18 protein-coding genes are annotated in these 21,924 nt (G+C 33.4%); 3 read left to right on the top strand and 15 right to left on the bottom strand.

What is annotated here, in order from left to right; genetic code table 11:
* Positions 1 to 196: 196 nt before the first annotated feature.
* From rlmD to gatC, 5 genes are all read right to left on the bottom strand, one after another.
* Positions 197 to 1,558, bottom strand: coding sequence for a 23S rRNA (uracil(1939)-C(5))-methyltransferase RlmD (rlmD, locus tag KA894_RS00355; RefSeq protein ID WP_107644091.1), 1,362 nt, complete (start codon positions 1,556 to 1,558; stop codon positions 197 to 199).
* A 138-nt stretch (positions 1,559 to 1,696) separates the two neighbouring features.
* A complete protein-coding gene (locus KA894_RS00350; RefSeq protein ID WP_096808906.1) occupies positions 1,697 to 2,614 on the bottom strand; it encodes a diacylglycerol kinase in 918 nt (305 codons plus the stop codon).
* A 199-nt stretch (positions 2,615 to 2,813) separates the two neighbouring features.
* A complete protein-coding gene (gene gatB / locus KA894_RS00345) occupies positions 2,814 to 4,241 on the bottom strand; it encodes an Asp-tRNA(Asn)/Glu-tRNA(Gln) amidotransferase subunit GatB (protein WP_096808904.1) in 1,428 nt (475 codons plus the stop codon).
* Positions 4,242 to 4,253: 12 nt separating this feature from the next.
* Complete coding sequence (gene gatA / locus KA894_RS00340) at positions 4,254 to 5,711, bottom strand: Asp-tRNA(Asn)/Glu-tRNA(Gln) amidotransferase subunit GatA (RefSeq protein ID WP_119487898.1); 1,458 nt, start codon at positions 5,709 to 5,711, stop codon at positions 4,254 to 4,256.
* A 1-nt stretch (position 5,712) separates the two neighbouring features.
* Positions 5,713 to 6,015 (bottom strand): Asp-tRNA(Asn)/Glu-tRNA(Gln) amidotransferase subunit GatC, encoded by a 303-nt coding sequence (gene gatC, locus KA894_RS00335; protein WP_096808899.1) that lies wholly within the window; start codon positions 6,013 to 6,015, stop codon positions 5,713 to 5,715.
* 385 nt (positions 6,016 to 6,400) lie between these two features.
* On the opposite strand from gatC, the gene putP reads away from it, so the two are divergent.
* On the top strand, positions 6,401 to 7,936 hold the full coding sequence (gene putP, locus KA894_RS00330; RefSeq protein WP_119487897.1) for a sodium/proline symporter PutP: 1,536 nt from the start codon (positions 6,401 to 6,403) through the stop codon (positions 7,934 to 7,936).
* Positions 7,937 to 8,027: 91 nt separating this feature from the next.
* On the opposite strand, the gene KA894_RS00325 is transcribed toward putP, so the two are convergent.
* The 10 genes from KA894_RS00325 to KA894_RS00280 all read right to left on the bottom strand — a co-directional run bounded on the left by KA894_RS00325 (position 8,028) and on the right by KA894_RS00280 (position 19,612).
* Positions 8,028 to 9,239 (bottom strand): CamS family sex pheromone protein, encoded by a 1,212-nt coding sequence (locus KA894_RS00325; protein ID WP_096808896.1) that lies wholly within the window; start codon positions 9,237 to 9,239, stop codon positions 8,028 to 8,030.
* Between the two features lie 12 nt (positions 9,240 to 9,251).
* The gene (gene ligA / locus KA894_RS00320; RefSeq protein WP_115342076.1) at positions 9,252 to 11,255 is read right to left on the bottom strand and encodes an NAD-dependent DNA ligase LigA; all 2,004 of its coding nucleotides are present in this window, start codon (positions 11,253 to 11,255) and stop codon (positions 9,252 to 9,254) included.
* Positions 11,256 to 11,258: 3 nt separating this feature from the next.
* A complete protein-coding gene (pcrA, locus tag KA894_RS00315) occupies positions 11,259 to 13,463 on the bottom strand; it encodes a DNA helicase PcrA (RefSeq protein WP_115342075.1) in 2,205 nt (734 codons plus the stop codon).
* On the bottom strand, positions 13,460 to 14,152 hold the full coding sequence (pcrB, locus tag KA894_RS00310; protein WP_210133618.1) for a heptaprenylglyceryl phosphate synthase: 693 nt from the start codon (positions 14,150 to 14,152) through the stop codon (positions 13,460 to 13,462). The genes pcrA and pcrB overlap by 4 nt, the downstream gene beginning before the upstream one ends.
* A gap of 301 nt (positions 14,153 to 14,453) precedes the next feature.
* Positions 14,454 to 14,756, bottom strand: a complete 303-nt coding sequence (locus KA894_RS00305; protein WP_019469593.1) for a YerC/YecD family TrpR-related protein — start codon at positions 14,754 to 14,756, stop codon at positions 14,454 to 14,456.
* An 85-nt stretch (positions 14,757 to 14,841) separates the two neighbouring features.
* Complete coding sequence (gene purB / locus KA894_RS00300; RefSeq protein ID WP_096808889.1) at positions 14,842 to 16,137, bottom strand: adenylosuccinate lyase; 1,296 nt, start codon at positions 16,135 to 16,137, stop codon at positions 14,842 to 14,844.
* 346 nt (positions 16,138 to 16,483) lie between these two features.
* Entirely contained in the window at positions 16,484 to 16,669 is a 186-nt protein-coding gene (locus KA894_RS00295; RefSeq protein ID WP_103372601.1) for an NETI motif-containing protein, read from the bottom strand.
* The gene (locus KA894_RS00290; RefSeq protein WP_096808887.1) at positions 16,666 to 17,244 is read right to left on the bottom strand and encodes a DUF2179 domain-containing protein; all 579 of its coding nucleotides are present in this window, start codon (positions 17,242 to 17,244) and stop codon (positions 16,666 to 16,668) included. The genes KA894_RS00295 and KA894_RS00290 overlap by 4 nt, the downstream gene beginning before the upstream one ends.
* A 69-nt stretch (positions 17,245 to 17,313) precedes the next feature.
* On the bottom strand, positions 17,314 to 18,150 hold the full coding sequence (gene nadE, locus KA894_RS00285; protein WP_115342074.1) for an ammonia-dependent NAD(+) synthetase: 837 nt from the start codon (positions 18,148 to 18,150) through the stop codon (positions 17,314 to 17,316).
* Positions 18,143 to 19,612: a nicotinate phosphoribosyltransferase gene (locus tag KA894_RS00280; RefSeq protein ID WP_115342073.1), complete on the bottom strand. Its 1,470-nt coding sequence runs from the start codon at positions 19,610 to 19,612 to the stop codon at positions 18,143 to 18,145. The genes nadE and KA894_RS00280 overlap by 8 nt, the downstream gene beginning before the upstream one ends.
* Before the next feature lie 245 nt (positions 19,613 to 19,857).
* Here KA894_RS00280 and KA894_RS00275 point away from each other — a divergent pair, with 245 nt between their 5' ends.
* On the top strand, positions 19,858 to 20,925 hold the full coding sequence (locus tag KA894_RS00275; protein WP_103372602.1) for a nitric oxide synthase oxygenase: 1,068 nt from the start codon (positions 19,858 to 19,860) through the stop codon (positions 20,923 to 20,925).
* Between the two features lie 41 nt (positions 20,926 to 20,966).
* Positions 20,967 to 21,776 carry a prephenate dehydratase gene (locus KA894_RS00270; protein WP_115342072.1) on the top strand — a complete coding sequence of 270 codons (810 nt, stop codon included), beginning with the start codon at positions 20,967 to 20,969 and terminating at the stop codon, positions 21,774 to 21,776.
* Positions 21,777 to 21,924: the final 148 nt, after the last annotated feature.

Genomic DNA, 21,924 nt, shown 5'->3' with positions numbered 1-21,924 from the left:
CCCTCCAAGCGCTTCGCTATTACCTAGAGTATACAACGATTTAACCCACTATGAAAGAGTAATGCTAGAAAGTAAGTTACTTGTAATTGAATTTTAACAAACCTTCTTACTTTGCAATACTCTGCAATATTAAGCAAACAATAAATTAATTAACTTTACACACTGTATTGCAAGAAATGCAACACATAATCATTTGTTAAATATGTTCAAATTGAGCAACAGTTTCAACATGTGTTGTATGTGGAAACATATCAACTGGTGTAATTTGTGTTAACTTATATTGTTTTGCTAAATGTTGTGCATCCCGTTGTTGTGTTGACGGGTTGCAAGATATATAGACGATTTTTCTTGGATTTAATTCTAAAAGTGTTTCCAAAAAGGTATCGTCACAGCCTTTTCTAGGTGGGTCAACCATCACTACATCTGGTTTAATTCCTTGTGCTTTCCATTTTAAAATAACTTCTTCTGCCTTTCCACAGACAAAAGTAGTATTTTCATATTGGTTTATGGTCGCATTTTGTTTTGCATCTTCAATGGCTTCTGAAACGACTTCTACGCCATAAACATGCTTGGCTTGTGGCGCCATATATAACCCAATCGTACCAATGCCACAATACGTATCAAGTACGATATCTTCACCATTCAACTCTGCGTATTCTATTGCGCGTTGATATAATTTTTCAGTTTGTATCGAGTTAATTTGGTAGAAAGATTGATCACTTATTTTGAAAGTAACGTCTGATAAAGTATCATGAATTGCATCTTTACCATATAAAGTATAAGATTCTGATCCCATTATTACGTTGGAATGTGTATTATTAATATTGTGTTTAATACTTGTGATATAAGGAAACGCATCAACCATTTTTTGGACAAGTAAATCGCTCTGTTTAAATTTTTTCCCGTTTGTCACAAAAATCACCATTAATTCTCTTGAATAGTGCCCAGTTCTTACTACAACATGTCTCATAAGCCCTTGCTTTTTATGTTCGTTATAAACACTTATATTTAATTCATTAAACCAAGCTTTTATTTGATTCATCACTTGTTGATGCAGTTGATCTTGAATTAAGCATTCATCCATATCTATAATGTCATGACTTCTCTGTCTATAAAAACCGGAAATTATTTTTCCTTCTTGGTTTTTACCTACGGGCACTTGAGTTTTATTACGGTAATACCAGGGGTGCTCCATTCCCACAGTGTCGTGGATGATTGTATCTTTAAAGCCGGCTTTCCTATGGAACAAATTAATCACTTGTTCTTTTTTCATATTTAATTGCGCTTGGTATGTCATGTGTTGTAATTGACAACCCCCGCATTTGTAATAGTATACACATGGTGGTTCAACACGATCGCTGCTTGGCTCTTTTATTTCTATTAATTTTCCAATGGCAAAATTCTTTTTAACTTTGATGACCTTAAATGTAATTATTTCATTTATTAACGCGTTAGGTACAAAAATAGGATAACGATCTAATTTAACAACACCGTGTCCTTCATGTGTTAAATCAACCACTTTTCCCTCTAATCTTTCATTTTTTTGTAATGTTTTCATCTTGTCACTCCACATAAAAGAGGTTAGGATACTTTATGTCATTACCTAACCTCGTAGTTTATTATTAATTTTTTGACTATTTATTTTAACTTAAAAGCAAGAAATAATTCAAGTTTGCTTTTATGTGTTTCGTAAATCTTATTGTTCTACTAATTCTTCGTTTTTCATATCACTAGGTGTATATACTTCAATATGTTGTTTTAAATTCAAGAAATTACCTGGTAATTTACCCCCATATTCACCGTCTACATTCAATTGCATATCTATAAATGATGATATATTGATTGATTTCGCTTTTTTATAGTGTACTTTAGGATGCTTGATATGCTCACCTCGTGAAGCAAGTGTCATAATATGACCTAATTCAGCTAAATTAGCTTTTTCAACTATAATTAAAGTAAAATACCCATCATCTAATTTAGCATCAGGCACTAATTTTTCAAATCCTGCCATAGAATTGGTCAAACCTAAAAGAAACAACAAGGCTTCTCCTTGAAAAACTTCACCATCATATTCAATACGAATATCAACAGCTTTCATTTGTGGTAACATTTCAAACCCTTTTATATAGTAAGCAAATGGACCAACGATGGATTTTAACCTACTTGGTGTTTCATAGGAGACCTGTGTTAATTGCCCTCCAGCGGCTAAATTAATAAAATATCTACTATTCATTTTCCCAATATCCACACGTGTTGAATGACCTTCTATAATCACATCAATTGCACTCATGATATCATTTGGTAAATGTAAAGCACGACCAAAATCATTTACAGTGCCCATTGGAATTATCCCTATATTAGGCCTATTCGGATATTCAGCTATACCATTGATGACTTCATTTAATGTACCATCACCACCTGCGGCTATTAGAACATCATAATTTTGTGTTAAACAGCGTCTAGCTTCTGTTGTCGCATCACCAATTTTTTCAGTTGCGTAGGCACTTGTTTCAAAACCGGCCTTTTCTAATTTGATTAATACATCTGGCAATGTACGCTTAAATAATTCTTTACCAGATGTTGGGTTATAAATGATTCTAGCTCGTTTTCTCATATTTTATCCCTCAACTTTTTATACTCAGTTTCTATATTAAATGATTTAGTTAAATGATAAAAGTAATTAGGCTATTTTTTAAAAGAAAATATAGCATCCTACTCAATAATAAAGAACCTGTAGATAGCATTGCTCTACAGGTTCTTTCAAAATTAGATTTTCAAATTTTAAATCTCGAAATTATAGATTAATCATTTGATTATCTTTTGTCTAATTCTTGTTTTAACAATTGGTTAACTAGTTGTGGATTAGCTTGGCCTTTGGATGCCTTCATAATTTGACCAACTAAGAAGCCCATTGCTTTACCTTTACCGTTTTGGTAATCTTCTACTGATTGTGGATTGTTATCTAATGCTTCGTTAACAAATTTAAGTAGTGTTGCTTCATCAGAAATTTGGACGAGGCCTTTATCTTCCATAATTTGTTTTGCGTCGCCGCCATTTTCAGCTAATTCTGGGAATACTTTTTTAGCAATTTTACTACTCATTGTACCGTCTTCGATTAATTGAATCATACCAGCCAAGTTTTGTGGTGTTAATTTTGTATCTAATAATTCAATTTGATGTTTATTTAAATATTCATTAACGCCGCCCATTAGCCAATTTGATGTTAATTTCACATCTGCACCTTCGGCTACTGCACCTTCGAAGAAGTCGGACATTTCTTTTGTTAATGTTAACACGTGTGCATCATATGCTGGTAATCCAAATTGATTCACATATTTTTCTTTTCTTTCATCAGGTAATTCAGGGATTGTTTGACGTACACGCTCTTTCCATGCTTCATCTACGTACAATGGTACAATATCCGGCTCAGGGAAATAACGATAGTCATCTGATCCTTCTTTAACACGCATTAAAATTGTTTTACCTGTTGATTCATCAAAACGTCTCGTTTCTTGGAGGATTTCTCCACCATTTAACAGTTCTTCTTCTTGACGTTTTTCTTCGTATTCTAAACCTTTACGTACGTACGTAAATGAGTTTAAGTTTTTAAGTTCTGCTTTGGTACCGAATGCTTCTTGGCCATATGGACGTAAGGAAATGTTAGCATCACAACGTAATGATCCTTCTTCCATTTTACAGTCAGAAACGCCAGTATATTGAATAATTGAACGTAGTTTTTCTAAATATGCATATGCTTCTTGTGGTGAACGGATGTCTGGCTCAGAAACAATCTCAATTAATGGTGTGCCTTGTCTATTTAAATCAACTAAAGAGTAACCATCTTTATGTGTTGACTTACCAGCATCTTCTTCCATGTGTAAACGCGTAATACCGATACGTTTTGTTTCACCATCTACTTCAATATCGATATAACCATTTTCGCCTATAGGTTGGTCAAATTGTGAAATTTGGTAGGCTTTAGGATTATCTGGATAAAAATAGTTTTTACGATCAAATTTTGATTCTGTTGCAATATCCATATTTAATGCCATTGATGCTCTCATAGCCCAATCAACAGCGCGTCTATTGACTACTGGTAACACACCAGGATAAGCCAAATCAATTACGTTTGTATTTGAGTTAGGTTTTGCCCCAAAATGAGCTGGTGATGGAGAAAACATTTTTGATTCTGTTTTTAACTCAACATGGACCTCTAGTCCAATAACTGTTTCAAAATGCATGATTTCCACTCCTTATAATTTTTCATATTCATTATGCAAATTAAATTTCGTTTCATATTGGTAAGCGATACGATATAACGTTTTCTCATCAAATGGTTTACCGATAAATTGTAAACCAATTGGACGCCCATTCGCTTTTCCACAAGGAACAGAGATACCTGGCAAACCAGCTAAGTTGACTGGTGTTGTTAGTAAATCATTCGCATACATTGTAAGTGGATCATCAATTTCTTCACCTAAATTAAATGCAGCTGTTGGTGTCGTCGGTCCTACTACAACATCATAATTTTCAAAAATACGATTAAAATCATTTTTAATTAAAGTTCTAACTTTTTGTGATTTTTTGTAGAAAGCATCATAATATCCAGAACTTAAAGCAAATGTACCTAAGAAAATACGGCGTTTAACTTCTTCGCCAAACCCTTGACTTCTCGACATTTTATATAATTCTTCAAGTGATTTTGCTTCTGGTGAATGATAACCATATCTAATACCATCGAAACGAGATAAGTTTGATGATGCTTCAGATGATGCAATTACGTAATAAGAAGGGATACCATATTTCGTATTAGGCAGTGATACTTCCTCTACTGTAGCTCCTAATTCACTTAATGTTTCAACTGCTTTTTTCACTGATGCTTTTACTTCTTCAGAAACGCCCTCTCCTATATATTCTTTTGGTAAGGCTACTTTAAGACCTTGAATGTCTTTACCGATTTCTGAAGTGAAATCAGCATCTTCGATTGGTGCGCTTGTAGAATCATTTTCATCCACACCTGTGATTGCTTCTAACACTAAAGCATTGTCTTTAACGTTACGTGTCAATGGTCCGATTTGATCTAATGAAGATGCGAATGCTACCAATCCAAAACGAGATACACGGCCATAAGTTGGTTTTAAACCAACAACGCCACAGTATGCTGCTGGTTGGCGTATTGATCCACCAGTGTCTGTGCCTAAACTAAATGGTACTAATCCTGCTGCTACTGCTGCTGCAGAACCACCAGATGACCCACCAGGCACAGCGCTATGATCAAATGGGTTTACAGTTTTTTTGAAATAAGAAGTTTCTGTAGAACCACCCATTGCAAACTCATCCATGTTTAGTTTTCCAATTAAAATCGCTTGTTCATTGTGTAATTTATTCATAACTGTAGATTCATAAATTGGTACAAAGCCTTCAAGCATCTTACTAGCGCAAGTTGTTTCTACGCCGTCAGTAATAATATTATCTTTAATTCCCATAGGAATACCAAATAGTTTTCCTTCCATTTGGTCTTTAGCTTGTAATTCATCTAATTCTTGTGCTTTTTTAATAGCATTTTCTTTATCTAATGCAAGAAATGATTTGATTGTTGGATCAGTTTCTTCGATAGCATCATAGATATCGTTCACTACTTGTGAAGGTTTAATTTCTTTATTTTTTATTAGTTTAATTAAATTTTCCACAGATTCATAACGGATGGTCATCTTAAGCGTCCTCCTCATTCATGATAGATGGTACTTTAAATTGTCCATCTTCCGTCTCTTTAGCATTTTTTAATGCAAGCTCTTGAGGAATGCCCTCGATTGCTTCGTCTTCTCTTAACACGTTTTGTAAATCTAATACGTGATAAGTTGGCTCAATAGCACTAGTATCTGCTGTATCTATTTGATTAGCAAAATTTAAAATACTTTCTAATGTATCTTGCATTTCTGTTGTTTCTTCTTCAGTAATTTGAAGTTTAGCTAAATTAGCAATATGCTCTACTTCTTCACGTGTAACCTTAGCCATTAAATAAAAGCCTCCTTGTTTACTCATTCATTATAAAATTGTATCAAAATTTCGTTCAAAAATCTAAACTTTTCAACAATATCAACAAATAACCTCGTTTTATTTTAAAATCTTTGAGGAGGTTGCTTCACATTAAGTAACTTAAATAATGAATATCATACGCGTCACTTTTATATGATTAGATTAAACGTCGTCATTGCATAATAAATCATACACTTTTATAAAACTTGAAATCATGTTTTCAATAAATGTAAGGCTTTATTTTAGATTCCATATGTTATTTTTGTAATTTTCTGAAAATTTTTCTACTCTATTTATAAATTCCATTGTATAATCATTCATGTAACACAATTTAATATGACGGAAATAAGGGAGTTGAGCAATTATGTTGATTCTAGGCGCATCGTTAGCCAATCAAGTTCATGCAACTTGGCAAACGTATATTATGATTATTGTCTACTTTATCATTTTACTATTTATTGGTTATTACGGTTATAAACAGGCGACAGGTAATTTAAGTGAATTTATGCTCGGAGGCAGAAGTATAGGTCCCTATGTTACTGCGCTTTCGGCGGGTGCATCAGATATGAGTGGATGGATGATTATGGGACTTCCAGGTTCTGTTTATAGTACAGGATTATCCGCTATGTGGATTACCATAGGCTTGTCACTAGGTGCTTATGTTAACTATTTTGTAGTTGCGCCGCGACTTCGTGTTTATACTGAAATTGCTGGAGACGCCATTACACTACCAGATTTCTTTAAAAATCGGCTCAATGACCGTAAAAATTATCTAAAAATTATTTCAGGTCTCATTATCGTTGTCTTTTTCACTTTATACACACATTCTGGCTTCGTTTCTGGAGGAAAGTTATTTGAAAGTGCCTTTGGTTTAAATTATCATTGGGGACTTGTTATTGTTGCCGCTATAGTTATTTTTTACACATTTTTTGGCGGTTATTTAGCTGTTTCAATTACTGATTTCTTCCAAGGTGTTATCATGCTAATCGCAATGGTTATGGTCCCTATTGTAGCGCTTATCAAACTTAATGGTTTAGATACCTTTAGCGAAGTTGCCACTATGAGACCTACTAATATGGACTTGTTTAAAGGAACAACATTTTTAGGTATCGTTTCATTATTTGCTTGGGGATTAGGCTATTTCGGACAACCTCATATTATTGTTCGATTTATGTCTATTAAGACACATAAACTTTTACCAAAAGCTAGACGCTTAGGGATAAGTTGGATGGTGGTTGGCTTATTAGGAGCAGTAGCAGTTGGTTTAACTGGTATTGCATTTGTTCCTCAATATAATATAAAAATGGAAGATCCTGAAACGTTATTTATTATTATGAGCCAAATATTATTCCACCCACTTGTTGGAGGGTTTTTATTAGCAGCTATCTTGGCAGCAATTATGAGCACAATTTCATCACAATTATTAGTTACTTCTAGTTCTTTAACGGAAGATTTTTATAAACTTATCCGAGGCGAAGATAAAGCTAAAACACACGAAAAAGAATTCGTCCTGGTTGGCAGATTATCCGTTTTGTTAGTAGCTATTATTGCAATCTGGATTGCTTGGTCACCAAATGATACGATATTAAACCTTGTTGGCAATGCTTGGGCTGGGTTCGGAGCTGCATTTAGTCCTTTAGTTATACTTTCACTTTACTGGAAAGGCTTATCCCACATCGGTGCATTAAGCGGTATGGTTACAGGTGCTTTAGTTGTTATTATTTGGATTGCATGGATTAAACCGTTAGCTTCATTTAATGAAATATTTGGCATGTATGAAATCATTCCTGGTTTTTTAGCCAGTGTCATTGTCACTTATGTAGTAAGTAAATTCACGAAAAAGCCCGGCCTTTTTGTCGAACGTGATTTAAATAAAGTAAAACAAATTGTTAAAGAATAAGTTTTCAAATAATATCGTTTCATAATTAAGAAGCCACACAATGTAATCATGAAAAGTATTACAAAGTGTGGCTTTAATTGTTTGTCACATATTAATTATTATTTTTATAAATGTGAACCTGTGGCTCTTTATCATCTTTAGATTTACTTATTAAAGCTTTGGCTTTATTACCATCTTTAATGTGGATTTCATATTCGCCTATATCATCAAAGTATTTTTCAGCTTGTTCAGTTATATATTGTGTGATACCAATTGTTTCTGCTTCGCCATAATAATCAATAGGTACATCGACCGTTAATTGTTTTGCTTTTTTATTATCAAATTTAACTGTACCCACTGCTTGCGTAAAGTTATTAAAATATGTCTGTAAATCATCATTAAATTGTTTGAAATTATTGTTTAGATTTTCATCAACTTTACCCGCTTCTTCAGAAGGTAGTAACGCCGTTTGTTGGTTAATATCCTTCCATTCATTAATACGCGTTTTGCCATCTTCAACCGTAGTACCCGCTATAAATTCCCCAGGGACAATTGAATTTTCCCCAGATTGCTTATAGATTGCAAAATGGATAGGTATCTCTTTTAATTCTTTATGTTCTCTGAGTCTAGAAAGAATTTCTCCTGCCATTTGCTTGCCTTGCTTTTTAATTTCTTTGTCATCTAAATCTTTACTATACGTTTCGCCATCTTTTTCTTTTTGGTAATAATATGTACTATTCATAGCTAATCCGATAGTCATACCCTTGATATTTTTACCTTTCGTATCTCCACTCGCATAAAAATCTTGCTCTAAAATATTAGAAAGATATGCTGGTGTGTTTTCAGCAATTTTTTCTGGATCGGTTTCCCCTTTATGCGATGGGTTAAGACCTAAATTTTCGTTTGCTTTCTTTTCTTTACGTTCATCTTCGTCCATAGCATCTACTTCAGATTTAGTATATTTAGGGCTCAAATAAGCATTAATTGTGTCTTTATCTAAATATTGACCGTCTTGGTACAAGTAATCATCAGTAGGAAAGACTTCTTTACTTAATTCTAAAAGACCGTGTTCAAAATCTTCACCATTATAACTATTTGCCATATTATCTTGTAACAAACCACGTGCTTGGCTCTCTTTAAACGGTAAAATCGTTCTATAATTATTGCCTTGTACATTTTTATCAGTAGCAATTTCCTTTACAGAGCCAGACTCTTCTTGTTGTTTATTATCATTTGACTGTTCTTTATTGTTCTCATCATTATCGTTACCACATGCTGATAATACAAAAATTGCTGAAATAAATAATATAATCGTTCTTTTCATGCATTATCTCCTCTATCCCTCTATTTCATTTTGTTTTTTGACAAAGTCATCTTCTGTCCACACTTCTGTTCCAAATTGCTCAGCTTTCATAAGTTTAGAACCAGCATCTTCACCAGCAATCACTAAATCTGTTTTTTTTGTAACACTATTTGTAACTTTAGCACCGTGAAGTTCTAACCACTTGGAAGCTTCATTTCGAGTCATTTGATATAACTTACCGGTTAAAACAATTGTCTTATTACTAAATTCTGGATGTCCAGCTAAATCACTTGTTTTAATACCTTTATAAGTCATATTAACATTTTTTTCTTTGAGTTTATTGATAAGCGCACGAATGTCTTCATTTTCTAAATATGTCACTAACGATTGAGCTAATTTGTGACCCACATCATATATTTCAATTAACGAGTCTTCTGTAACATCAAATAAAGTATCCATCGTGCCATATTTTTCAGCAATAACTTGACTTGCTTTCACGCCTAAATGTCTTATACCTAAACCAAATAGTAAATGTTCTAATGAATTCGACTTAGCTTTTTCGATAGCATTTAATAAGTTGTCTACCTTTTTTTCACCCATTCTCTCTAATGGTAGCAAATCATCTTTAGTTAAGTAAAATATATCTGCAACATCTTTAATCTTATGATTTTCATAAAGTTGCTGAATAATTTTAGTACCTAAACCATCGATATTCATTGCTTGACGAGAAACAAAATGAATCATGCCTTCTACAAGCTGTGCTTGGCATTTTGGATTAATACATCTCAGTGCTACTTCGCCTTCAATTCTAACAAGTTCATGGTCACAGCTAGGACAATGCGTTGGCATATGATAAACTTCAGCGTTTTGAGGTCTGCGATCTAATACGCTTTTAATGACTTCCGGTATAATATCTCCTGCTTTTTTAATAATTACACTGTCACCAATTCGAATATCTTTTTCGTGTATCAAATCTTCGTTATGTAAAGAAGCTCTAGACACAGTTGTGCCTGCAACCTTTACAGGCTCAAGTATTGCTGTTGGTGTAACAACACCTGTTCTACCAATACTCAATTCAATATCTAATAAGTCTGTGATAACTTCTTCTGCTGGAAACTTATATGCGATTGCCCAACGAGGAGATTTTTGTGTGTATCCTAATTCATCTTGTTGCTCTAAATCATTGACTTTAATAACGATGCCATCAATATCGTATTGCAGTCCTTCACGCGCTTCTGTCCACTTCTCAATATACTCTAAAACTTCTTCAATTGTTTGAAGCCGCTCACGCTCTTGATTTGTCTTGAAACCCAATTCGTCTAATTCATCTAAAGCATCACTTTGTGTATTGGCATTAAACTGTGTAAAATCATTCACACTATATAAGAAAACACTTAATTTCCGTTTTGCTGCAAGTTTAGAATCTAATTGTCTAAGCGATCCAGCGGCAGCATTCCTAGGGTTGGCAAAGGGTTGTTCATCATTTTGAGCTTTAGCTTCATTTAAATCAAAGAAAGATTTTCTAGGCATATACGCTTCACCGCGAACTTCGAACGTTCTAGGTTCATTTATTTTCAAAGGAATCGCATGTATCGTTCTTAAATTTTCAGTAATATCTTCACCTGTTATACCATCCCCGCGTGTTAAACCTTGAACAAATCGTCCATTTTCATATTTAAGAGAAACCGCTAAACCATCAATTTTTAATTCACACATATACTCGATTTTACCAATTTGTTCACGTACACGTTGATCAAATTTTCTCAAATCTTCTTCATTAAACGCGTTGCCTAAACTAAGCATTGGTGTATCATGATTCACTTTTTCAAAAGTTGATTGTGCTGCACCACCCACTCTCACAGTAGGTGAATCCACTGTTTGATATTCTGGATGGTTTGTTTCAATTTCAATCAACTCGTGCAATAATTTATCGTATTCACTATCTGGTACAGAGGGATTATCTTGTACGTAGTATTCATAGCTATATTGATTTAATAATTGATGCAATTCATTAACACGTGATTGTATGTCAGCCACATTTTATTCCCCTTTCTTTTCGATAGGTGCAAACTGAGCAAGCAGACGCTTTGGTCCTTCTGATTTAAATATAATATCTAACTCTACAGAGCCATTTTTTTCATTTACATTACTTACCATACCTTCACCCCAAGATTTATGGATAACTTTATCACCGACATGCCAATTCGTATTTTGTTGTGATTGCTTAGAAGATGCAACACGTTTACTATGACTTCTTTTTTCAGGTTGTTTGGTTGCTGATTTAAAGTGATTGTTTTGTGTTTTAACTGCCGCTTTATTTTCATTTTCCAATAAATCTTCAGGTATTTCTTGTAAGAATCTTGAAGCCATATTAGATTGTGGTCTGCCAAAAAGCATTCTTGAAGTAGCATGCGTTAAATATAATGTTTGTTCTGCACGGGTAATCGCTACATAGCAGATTCTTCTTTCTTCCTGCATTTCATGATCATCATCGCTTTTTATCGCTCTGATATGAGGGAATAACGACTCTTCCATCCCCATAATAAACACGATTGGGAATTCTAATCCTTTGGCTGAGTGCATTGTCATCAATGTTATGCCATCTTCTATTTGCGCTTCGTCTATATCAGCAACTAAAGATAAATCGGTTAAGAAATTAATCAATGACTGTTCTTCTAGTGGTGTATTTTCTTCATAGTCTTTGGGAACCGACATAAATTCATCTATATTTTCTAGTCTACTTCTTGATTCTAGTGTTTTCTCACGTTCTAACATATCTCGATAACCTGATTTAACTAATACTTCTTCAACAATTTCAGTAATCTCTAAAAACTCTTGTTGTTTAATCAAATTTTGAATCGTGTCATAAAAAGTTATACATTCTTGTGTTACCTTTTTAGATAAACCGATAAAATCTACTTCTGCTAAAGCGTCAAACATACTAATATCATTTTGATTCGCATAAGCTTGAATTTTATCTACTGAAGATGGACCAATACCACGTTTAGGTACATTAATTACACGACGCAAGCTAATATCATCATTACTATTAGCTATTATTCTCAAATAGCTTAATAAATCTTTAATTTCTTTACGATCGTAGAATTTTTGACCACCGACCATCGTATAAGGCATATTAGACTTCATAAATGTTTCTTCAAGCACACGTGATTGGGCATTTGTACGATACAAAATTGCCATATCCTTAAACTTTTTGCCGTTGCGTTGATGTTTCATAATTTCTTTTACTACATATTCTGCTTCATCTCTCTCAGTCGTAGCTTCGTAGTAATGGATTTTATCTCCAGATGTGTTGCCAGTCCACAACCCTTTAGGTTTACGCTCTGAGTTATTTTTGATTACTTCATTTGCTGCATTTAATATATTTTTAGTTGATCGGTAATTTTGTTCTAAAAATATCGTTTTTGCTTCAGGATAATCTTCTTCAAAGGACAGTATATTTTGAATATCTGCGCCACGCCATCCATAGATAGATTGATCAGAATCTCCTACTACACATAAATTTTTAAATTTAGCTGCCAAAAGATTTACTAGCGTATACTGTGCTTTATTTGTATCTTGATACTCATCTACGTGTATGTATTGAAATTTATTTTGATAATATTCTAATACATCAGGTACACGTTCAAACAAACGAATTGTAACCATTATTAAATCATCAAAATCCAAAGCTTCGTTTCTTGATAATTGTCGTTGGTAACCTTTATAAACGGTAGCGACCATTTGTTCATGATATGTCTCAGCTTCTTTTTGTGCGTCTTCCGGTGTTTTTAATTCATTTTTCAAATTACTTATAGCGCCAATAAACATTCTCGGCTCAAATTTTTTGCTATCTATATTTTCTTGCTTTAAAACGTCTTTAATAACTGATTTTTGATCAGTAGGGTCAATAATTGTAAAATTACGTTCAATACCAATTCTATCTGCGTCTCTTCTAAGAATTCTTACACACATTGAGTGGAAAGTTGACATCCAAATAACTTGCGCAGGCTCACCCACTAAAGATTCAACACGCGCTTTCATTTCTTTTGCTGCTTTGTTTGTAAAAGTAATCGCTAGAACATTATAGGGAGACACGTCTTTTTCATCAAGCAAGTAAGCTATACGATGGGTCAAGACACGTGTTTTGCCTGAACCAGCACCTGCCATAATAAGAAGTGGCCCTTCTGTAGTTCGTACCGCTAGGCTTTGTTCATCATTCATCTGATTTACTAATGCATTCATTTATGTGACTCCTTTACCTTAACTGTTTTTAGTGCTTTTTTAATATCTTTGTAAACAATATCACCAATGATAATCGTATCAGCAATTGAAGCCATTTCTTCCGCTTCTTCTTGGTTACTAATACCCCCACCATAAAACAACTGGGTATCAGTCAACATGCTTGCTGCTGTTTTAACTTTTTCGCTTTCTCCATATGTACCACTATACTCAAGATACATAACTGGTAATTTATACATTGCATTAATCATTTGAGCGTATGCTTCAATATCGTCCTCTGTTAAATTAGTGTTAGCCTGTGTAAGCTGAGCAACTTTACTGTCTGGGTTCATTACAACGTAGCCTTCAAAAACAACTTCATCAAAATCAATCATGTGACCAAATGATTTTAATGCGTCTAAAAGTATGCCATTATGATATTTTACGTTTGCGCTGTTTAGCACAGTTGGTACAAAATAAAAATCAAATCCTGGCATCACACTTTCTACATTTGAAATTTCTAGAGCTAAAGGTAGTGGATACCTTCTTACTCTACTCATTAATTGAATAACATTATCTTCAGTAACACCGTCTGTCCCACCTATAATAATTGCATCGGTTTTAGACATACAAATAGCGTCTAAATCATTATCAGATATGGATTTGGCAGGATCTAATTTGAAAATATGTTTCCATTTTTTAATGTCATACATGATATGTTACTCCTTTTTTTAGCATACATAAGATTATATCATTTTTAATCAGCGAGTTCTAAAATGATGTAAGAAAATATAGTGTATTTTAACAAGTTGTATTAACGTATTATTTTCATCACTACGCCTTATATACATTTTAATAAACTATATATAAAATAAACGTCTTTGTATCTATTTTATCAATACACTTTAAATTAACAACAGAAAAAAGCTGCCAACAAAGTGAGTTACTTTGCCAACAGCTTTTCAAATGAAATGATGTAAATTACACGCTATGCTACGATTATTGAGTTATGAATTAATCGGTCGTTTCAATATTCATGCGATCTAGAATCATTGTGTACGCATCATTTCCCCATTGTAAAGATCTTTTAACACGGGAAATTGTTGCGGTTGAAGCCCCAGACTCTTGCTCAATTGTCGCATAAGTATAACCTTGTTTAATCATTTTTGCGACTTGTAATCGTTGTGATAATGACTGAATTTCATTCACTGTACATAAATCGTCAAAGAATTGATAACATTCTTCTCTATTTTCTAATGTAAGAATAGCATCAAATAATTCATCTAATGCTTTTCCTCGTAATTTTTCTATTTGCATCAAAAACAACCCCTGTACTTTCAATTTAATCTCAGTTCAACGTACTAATACATTAAAGTGTAACCATTTCATTTGAAAATTTCAATCATTCTAAACCTGCACGGCTAAAAATAGTGTCTACTTGATTTAAATGATGTTTAGGATTAAAACATTCATCTAATTCCTCAGAGCTTAATAACTCAGTAATGGATGAGTCATTTTCAATCAATGTTCTAAATGGTGTTTTAGTTTCCCAAGATGTCATCGCTTTTGGCTGTACTTTATCATAAGCTACTTCGCGTGCTAACCCTTTATTGATTAAGGCTAATAATACACGCTGCGAATAGATAAGGCCGTATGTTTTATCAATATTTGTTAACATATTGTCTTCAAACACAGTAAGTCTTTCTACAATATTTGTAAATCTGTTTAATCCATAATCTAACGCTATCGTAACATCTGGCAACATGATGCGTTCTGCTGATGAATGAGAAATATCTCTTTCATGCCATAATGCTACATTTTCGTATGCAGTGGTTACATATCCTCTGATAACACGTGCGATGCCTGTAATATTTTCTGAACCAATTGGGTTACGTTTATGAGGCATCGCTGATGAACCTTTTTGTCCTTTGGCAAATGCTTCTTCTACTTCTCGTGTTTCAGTTTTTTGTAAATTACGTATTTCTACCGCGAATTTTTCCATAGAAGTGCTGATTAAGGCTAATGTAGCAATATAGTATGCATGGCGGTCTCGTTGTAATGTTTGTGTTGAAACTGGCGCCGCATCTAAACCTAAATGTTCACAGACATATGCTTCGATTTCTGGTGGGATATTTGCAAACGTTCCTACTGCACCACTCATTTTACCTACTTCGATTTCTTCTCTGACGCGTTTGAAGCGCTCTAAATTACGTTTCATTTCTGTATACCATAAAGCCATTTTTACACCAAATGTCGTCGGTTCAGCGTGTACGCCATGTGTGCGTCCCATCATTAATGTATATTTATAGTCTTTGGCTTTTTGCGCTAATACTTCAATAAATCTTTCTAAATCTTTTTCAATAATATCGTTCGCTTGTTTAATTACATAACTTAACGCAGTGTCAACTACGTCTGTTGACGTTAAACCATAGTGAACCCACTTACGTTCTTCCCCTAATGTTTCAGATACTTGTCTTGTAAATGCAACGACATCATGACGTGTTTCTTCTTCAATTTCTTTTGCACGGTTAACGTCAACCTTCGCATTTTGGCGAATTTTTTTTACATCTTCAGCAGGTATATCACCTAATTTACTCCAAGCTTCACACGCTAGTATTTCTACCTCTAACCATGCTTCATAACGATTTTGATCCGTCCATATATTAGACATTTCTTCTCTAGAATAACGTTCTATCATTGAAATAAGCTCCTATCTTACGTAAGTTTTAGTGCACAAACTCCAAAACATGTACATTTAACAATATTTTACGATTAAAGTTCGTGTTTGTTCTTTTCACTATTAGTTTAACAGAATTAGCTTTAAATGTATAAGCCTTTTCTTCCTTCTTTAAGAAATTTTAACATGTTTCATAAAAATAATGGATAGGATTAAAATCCATTTTCATTAAAATGCATTATCTTGTCTTCCTTATATTGTCTGGGATTAATAAACTTAATTTAAAGGGCTTTCAAATAAGCTATGCACTATTCATAGCATATTTAAGGCTGGAACATATATTGATGTCCCAGCCTCCTTCAAGCATTTATTCTTGCAATTTTCCAACAAATTGAATTTCCTGTCTATATACTTCATAAGTACCATTTTTATTTTCTTTGTAAATTGGTTTTTCAAAGCGCTTAACAGGCATATAACCAGCGTCTCGCATACGTTTTAAACAATCTTGAATAGTTTCGTTTTCGCCAACCTTGAATTTTTGTTGTTTCTTCATATACTTTCCACTTTATCTGGATCATATTGTTTGAGTTTTTTACTTCGAACGCCTTTAACCCAGAAACCACCGTGGATTGTTCTTGGCTCGTATGCGATAATAAAGGCTTTTTCGTCTATTTGCTTGATTGTTTCAATCAGTTTTAATTCAAAACGTCTCGGGGTTAAAATTTGCAAAATTAACCTTGCGCCATCTCGGCCATATGCAGTATTGTGCGTGACACCATAACCTAAATCTCTCAATTGTTTTGGTAAATCTAACTCATGTTCAGAAGATGTTACATTAACTACTGTATAGCCCAGTGCTAATTTTTCTTCAATTTTCATTCCTACTATGATACCAATTGAGAACCCAAAAGCATATGCAAAGACATTCTGAATTTGGTCTAAACTAGACATAACCATACCTAAACCAATAACATATACTAAGACTTCTAGGAAACTTACTACTGCTGCAACATAGCGATAACCTTTAAGTGTTAATATCGTTCTCATTGTTAAGCATGTCACATATGCAACATTAATAATAAAAATTGCTAAAACCATTAACCATGGATTAGATGTTATCACTGACATGTCCATTTTCCTTTCTGTCACATTAAATTCAAATTATTTTATCAGTAAGTTACTATTTTGTCACTAAAATTATTCGAAATTTGTTTGGTTTTTTGGCCATGTATATCTTGTATATGCTAATTCTCTTTTATGTGCATTTTTAATATAATGACTTTCGATGATTGATTTAACTTCGCTTGGAACAGGCTTTCCTTCCAAATAGTCATCAATATGATTATAACTAACACCTAATGCATCTTCATCTGGCACTTGTGGTTTATTTTCTTCTAAATCAGCAGTTGGTACTTTTTCATATAGATGTGAGGGAGCGCCCAAATATGCGAGTATTTGACGGCCTTGACGCTTATTCAAACCAAACAGAGGCGCTATATCTGCTGCCCCATCACCGTATTTAGTAAAGAAGCCTGTTAAATTTTCAGCTGAATGGTCAGTACCTACTACAATACCTTGTGTATTGGAAGCAATTGAAAATTGTACTTTCATACGTTCACGCGCTTTTTCGTTTCCCTTTTGAAAATCTGTTAATATAATGTCTGCATTTTTTAACGATTGAACACTTTGATCCACTGCAGGTTTAATATTCACAGTGAATATTTCATCAGGCTGTATAAATTCCAAAGCATCTTCCACTTCGTCCGCGTCACTTTGTTCGCCATAGGGCAATTTGACCGCAATAAATCGACAATCGATATCTTTCTCTTTTAATTCATTAACTGCAATTTGGCACAATTTACCAGCTAAAGTTGAATCTTGTCCGCCTGATATACCTAACACCAAGGATGTGATAAAAGAGTGAGATTGAACGTAGTTTTTTACAAACTGAATGATTTGACGTGTTTCTATCTTGCTATCAATTGTAGGCTTCACTTTCATTTCTCTAACAATAATATCTTGAATTTCACTCATTTTCTTCCTCCATCTCCTTAACCTGTTCTGCCACTTCAAATATACGTTTATGTTTATTTTCCCAACATTCAGTACTTAAATCAACTGGATACTCTTGTGGGTTAAGGTGACGTTTATTTTCATCCCATAAGTAAGATAGGCTTTCCGTTAAATAAGCTTGTGCTTCTTTTTCACTTGGTAAATCGTATACTAATTTACCATCTTTGAAAATATCATGGTGTAATGCTTTTGCTATAAAAGATTTTATAAATTTCATCTTATAAGTGTGAACAGGATGGAATAATTTAAGTGACGACTCGTTATAAGGATCTTCATGAGCCAGTGTAATATAATCGCCTTCAGCTTTATTTGTCTTTTTATTAATAATACGATATACATTTTTCTTACCAGGTGTAGTTACTTTTTCTGCGTTATTAGATAATTTTATACGGTCTACATATGATCCAGAACTATCCTCAACTGCTACCAACTTATAAACAGCGCCTAAAGCAGGTTGATCATAACCTGTGATTAGTTTTGTCCCTACTCCCCATGAATCAACCTTTGCACCTTGAGATTTTAAACTCGTAATTGTCTGCTCATCTAGATCATTCGAAGCGATAATTTTAGCATCAGGGAAACCAGCTTCGTCTAGCATACGACGTGCTTCTTTCGATAAATATGCTATGTCTCCGGAGTCCAAACGAATGCCGACAAAATTAATTTTATCACCTAATTCTTTAGCAACTTTAATTGCTGTTGGCACACCTGATTTTAACGTATGGTAAGTATCAACTAAAAATACACAATCTTTGTGACGTTCTGCATATTTTTTAAACGCTATATATTCATCTCCATAAGTTTGAACCATGGCGTGTGCGTGTGTCCCTGAGACTGGAATACCAAATAGTTTTCCGGCACGTACATTACTTGTTGAATTGAATCCTCCAATATATGCAGCTCTTGCGCCCCATAAAGCTGCATCTGCTTCTTGTGCACGTCTTGTCCCAAATTCCATCAAATTGTCATTGGGCGCTACTTGTTTAATTCTACTAGCTTTTGTAGTGATGAGCGTGTGAAAATTTACAATATTTAATAACATTGTTTCGATTAATTGCGCTTGGATTAAAGGCGCTTCAACTCTTAATAAAGGTTCATTACCGAAACACAACTCGCCTTCTTGCATAGAACGAATATTACCAGTAAATTTTAAATCTTTTAAATATCCCAAAAAATCTTCTTGATAACCAATGGATTTCAAATATTCAATATCTGAATTTGAAAAATGAAATTTTTCGATATAATCAATAACACGTTTTAACCCATTAAAAACCGCGTAACCACTATTAAATGGCATACTTCTAAAATATAAATCAAATATAGCATAACGTTCGTGAATGCCATCATTCCAATAACTTTCTGCCATATTTATTTGATATAAATCATTGTGTAATACAAATGTATCATCTTCAAATTGGTACACCGCTATCTCTCCAATCGGCTTTTTCATTAGTTTAACACAAAATAATAATCGTTTATATCTGAAACAAATATATATGTGTATATAAATACAACGTTTTTGTAGGGGTATTTACATTTATAAATCATTAGTTATTCATAATGATAGTTTTTACATTTTTTCAAATAGTAGCGACAAAATAGTGACAATTATTTTAGTAAGGATTAAAAATATACAAAATACCGTATAATATGTTATGAGGTGTTTATATGTTAAACGAAGCTAAATCTTTTGTTAAAACGATGTATAGAGAACTAAATTATAATGAAGATAGTATATCAAAACGCATTTATCAAATTGAGAAACAAATTAATGCCACAGGCACGTATGAACATACAAATGAAGAACTTATTTATGGTGCTAAAATGGCTTGGAGAAATTCCAATCGTTGTATTGGCCGTGCTTTTTGGGACGCTTTAACAGTAAATGATGCAAGGCACATCCAAACTGAAAATGAATTTATTGACACAATTGAAAGCCATATTCAAATTGCTACAAATAAAGGTAAAATAAAGCCATATATTACAATTTTTTCATCTCATCATCCACCCCAAATTTTTAATAATCAACTTATAAGATATGCTGGATATGAAGATGTTGGCGATCCAGCTGAAAGGAAAGTTACACAATTAGCGGAATATCTAGGATGGGAGAGCAAACATACTCATTTTGATATTTTACCATTAATTTATCAAATGCCTGGAGACAAATTAAAGTTTCATAATTATAATCCTGAGTTAATTAAAGAAGTACCTATCACTCATGAGCAGTTTCCAAAATTAAAAGAACTTGGTTTAAAATGGTATGCAGTCCCTATCATATCTAGTATGGACTTGAAAATTGGGGGTGTGACATATCCGACTGCCCCATTTAATGGTTGGTATATGGTAAATGAAATTGCCGTGCGTAACTTTACGGATTCATATCGATATAATTTATTAGAAACTATTGCAGAAGCATTTGAATTTGATACACTAAAGAATAATTCTTTCAATAAAGACAGAACATTAGTCGAATTGAATTATGCAGTATATCATTCATTTAAAAACGAAGGTGTTTCAATGGTTGATCATTTAACTGCGTCAAAACAATTTGAAAGATTTGAAAAAAATGAACAAAAACATGGAAGAATAGTTACTGGTAAATGGTCTTGGTTGGCGCCCCCATTATCTCCTACACTTGTATCTAATTATCATCATGGATATAAAAATGAGATAAGAGATCCTAACTTCTTTTACAAAAAACAATCATCTACTACAGGCTGTCCCTTCCATTAACACTTTAAAATTACACATATCTTAATAAGGGGTAACGTCAAATGAAATTATATTATTTAGGACCAAAAGGTACTTTTTCATATTTAGCTGCACAAAAATATAAATCTGATTCAGAAATTGAATATGTTTCAAAATCAAATTTATATGAAGTGGTTGCTTCTGTATCAGAAGATGATAATAGTATCGCTGTAGTACCAATAGAAAACTCAATTGAAGGCACTATAAACATTGTTGCTGACGCCTTAACACAACAAAATATTTATGCTCAAGGAGAAATTCATTTAGATATTCAATTTGCTTTATATGGATTAGAAAATGCTACAGTAAACGATATTTCTAAAGTGTATTCCATAGGACCTGCAATTAGTCAAACTAGCAAATATATTCAACAACACGATTTCACATATGATTATGTAGATAGCACAATACAGAGTTTAGAAAAAATCACTAATCATGTTGGCGCTATAGCGCCTTTAGGTAGCGGAGAGACTTACGGTTTTCAACCTATTGAACAAAATATTCAAGATTTTCCTCATAATGTCACGCGTTTCTTAGTAGTCAGCAATCAACCACAACATTTAGATAACGCCAGTGATACCATGCTATTAATCACACCACAATATGATAAACCAGGTTTGTTGGCGAGTATTTTAAACACGTTTGTCCTTTTCAATATCAACTTATCTTGGATTGAATCCAGACCTTTAAAAACACAATTAGGTATGTACCACTTTTTTGTACAAGCAGATACTGGATTAACTGAAGATTTATCAAAAGTGATCAAAATCTTAAATACATTAGACTTTCAAGTCACTGTGATTGGATCATTTAATAAATTAGGGCACACTTAATACAAAATAGCTCCTATAAAGGAAGACCGAGACACAAAAACGGTGCCTTAGGCATGTACACCTACTTTTTAAATTAGTAGCACTTATACATCATTTTTAGCTTATGTAATTCTCTTAAACTAAAATACTTTTGCATAAAAAAAGAGAC

Origin of the sequence: Staphylococcus sp. GDY8P131P (assembly GCF_017891975.1) — a bacterium.
Taxonomy (GTDB): domain Bacteria; phylum Bacillota; class Bacilli; order Staphylococcales; family Staphylococcaceae; genus Staphylococcus; species Staphylococcus nepalensis.
The sequence above is the reverse complement of the archived record's forward strand: the minus strand, read 5'-3'. Positions and strand labels throughout refer to the sequence as shown.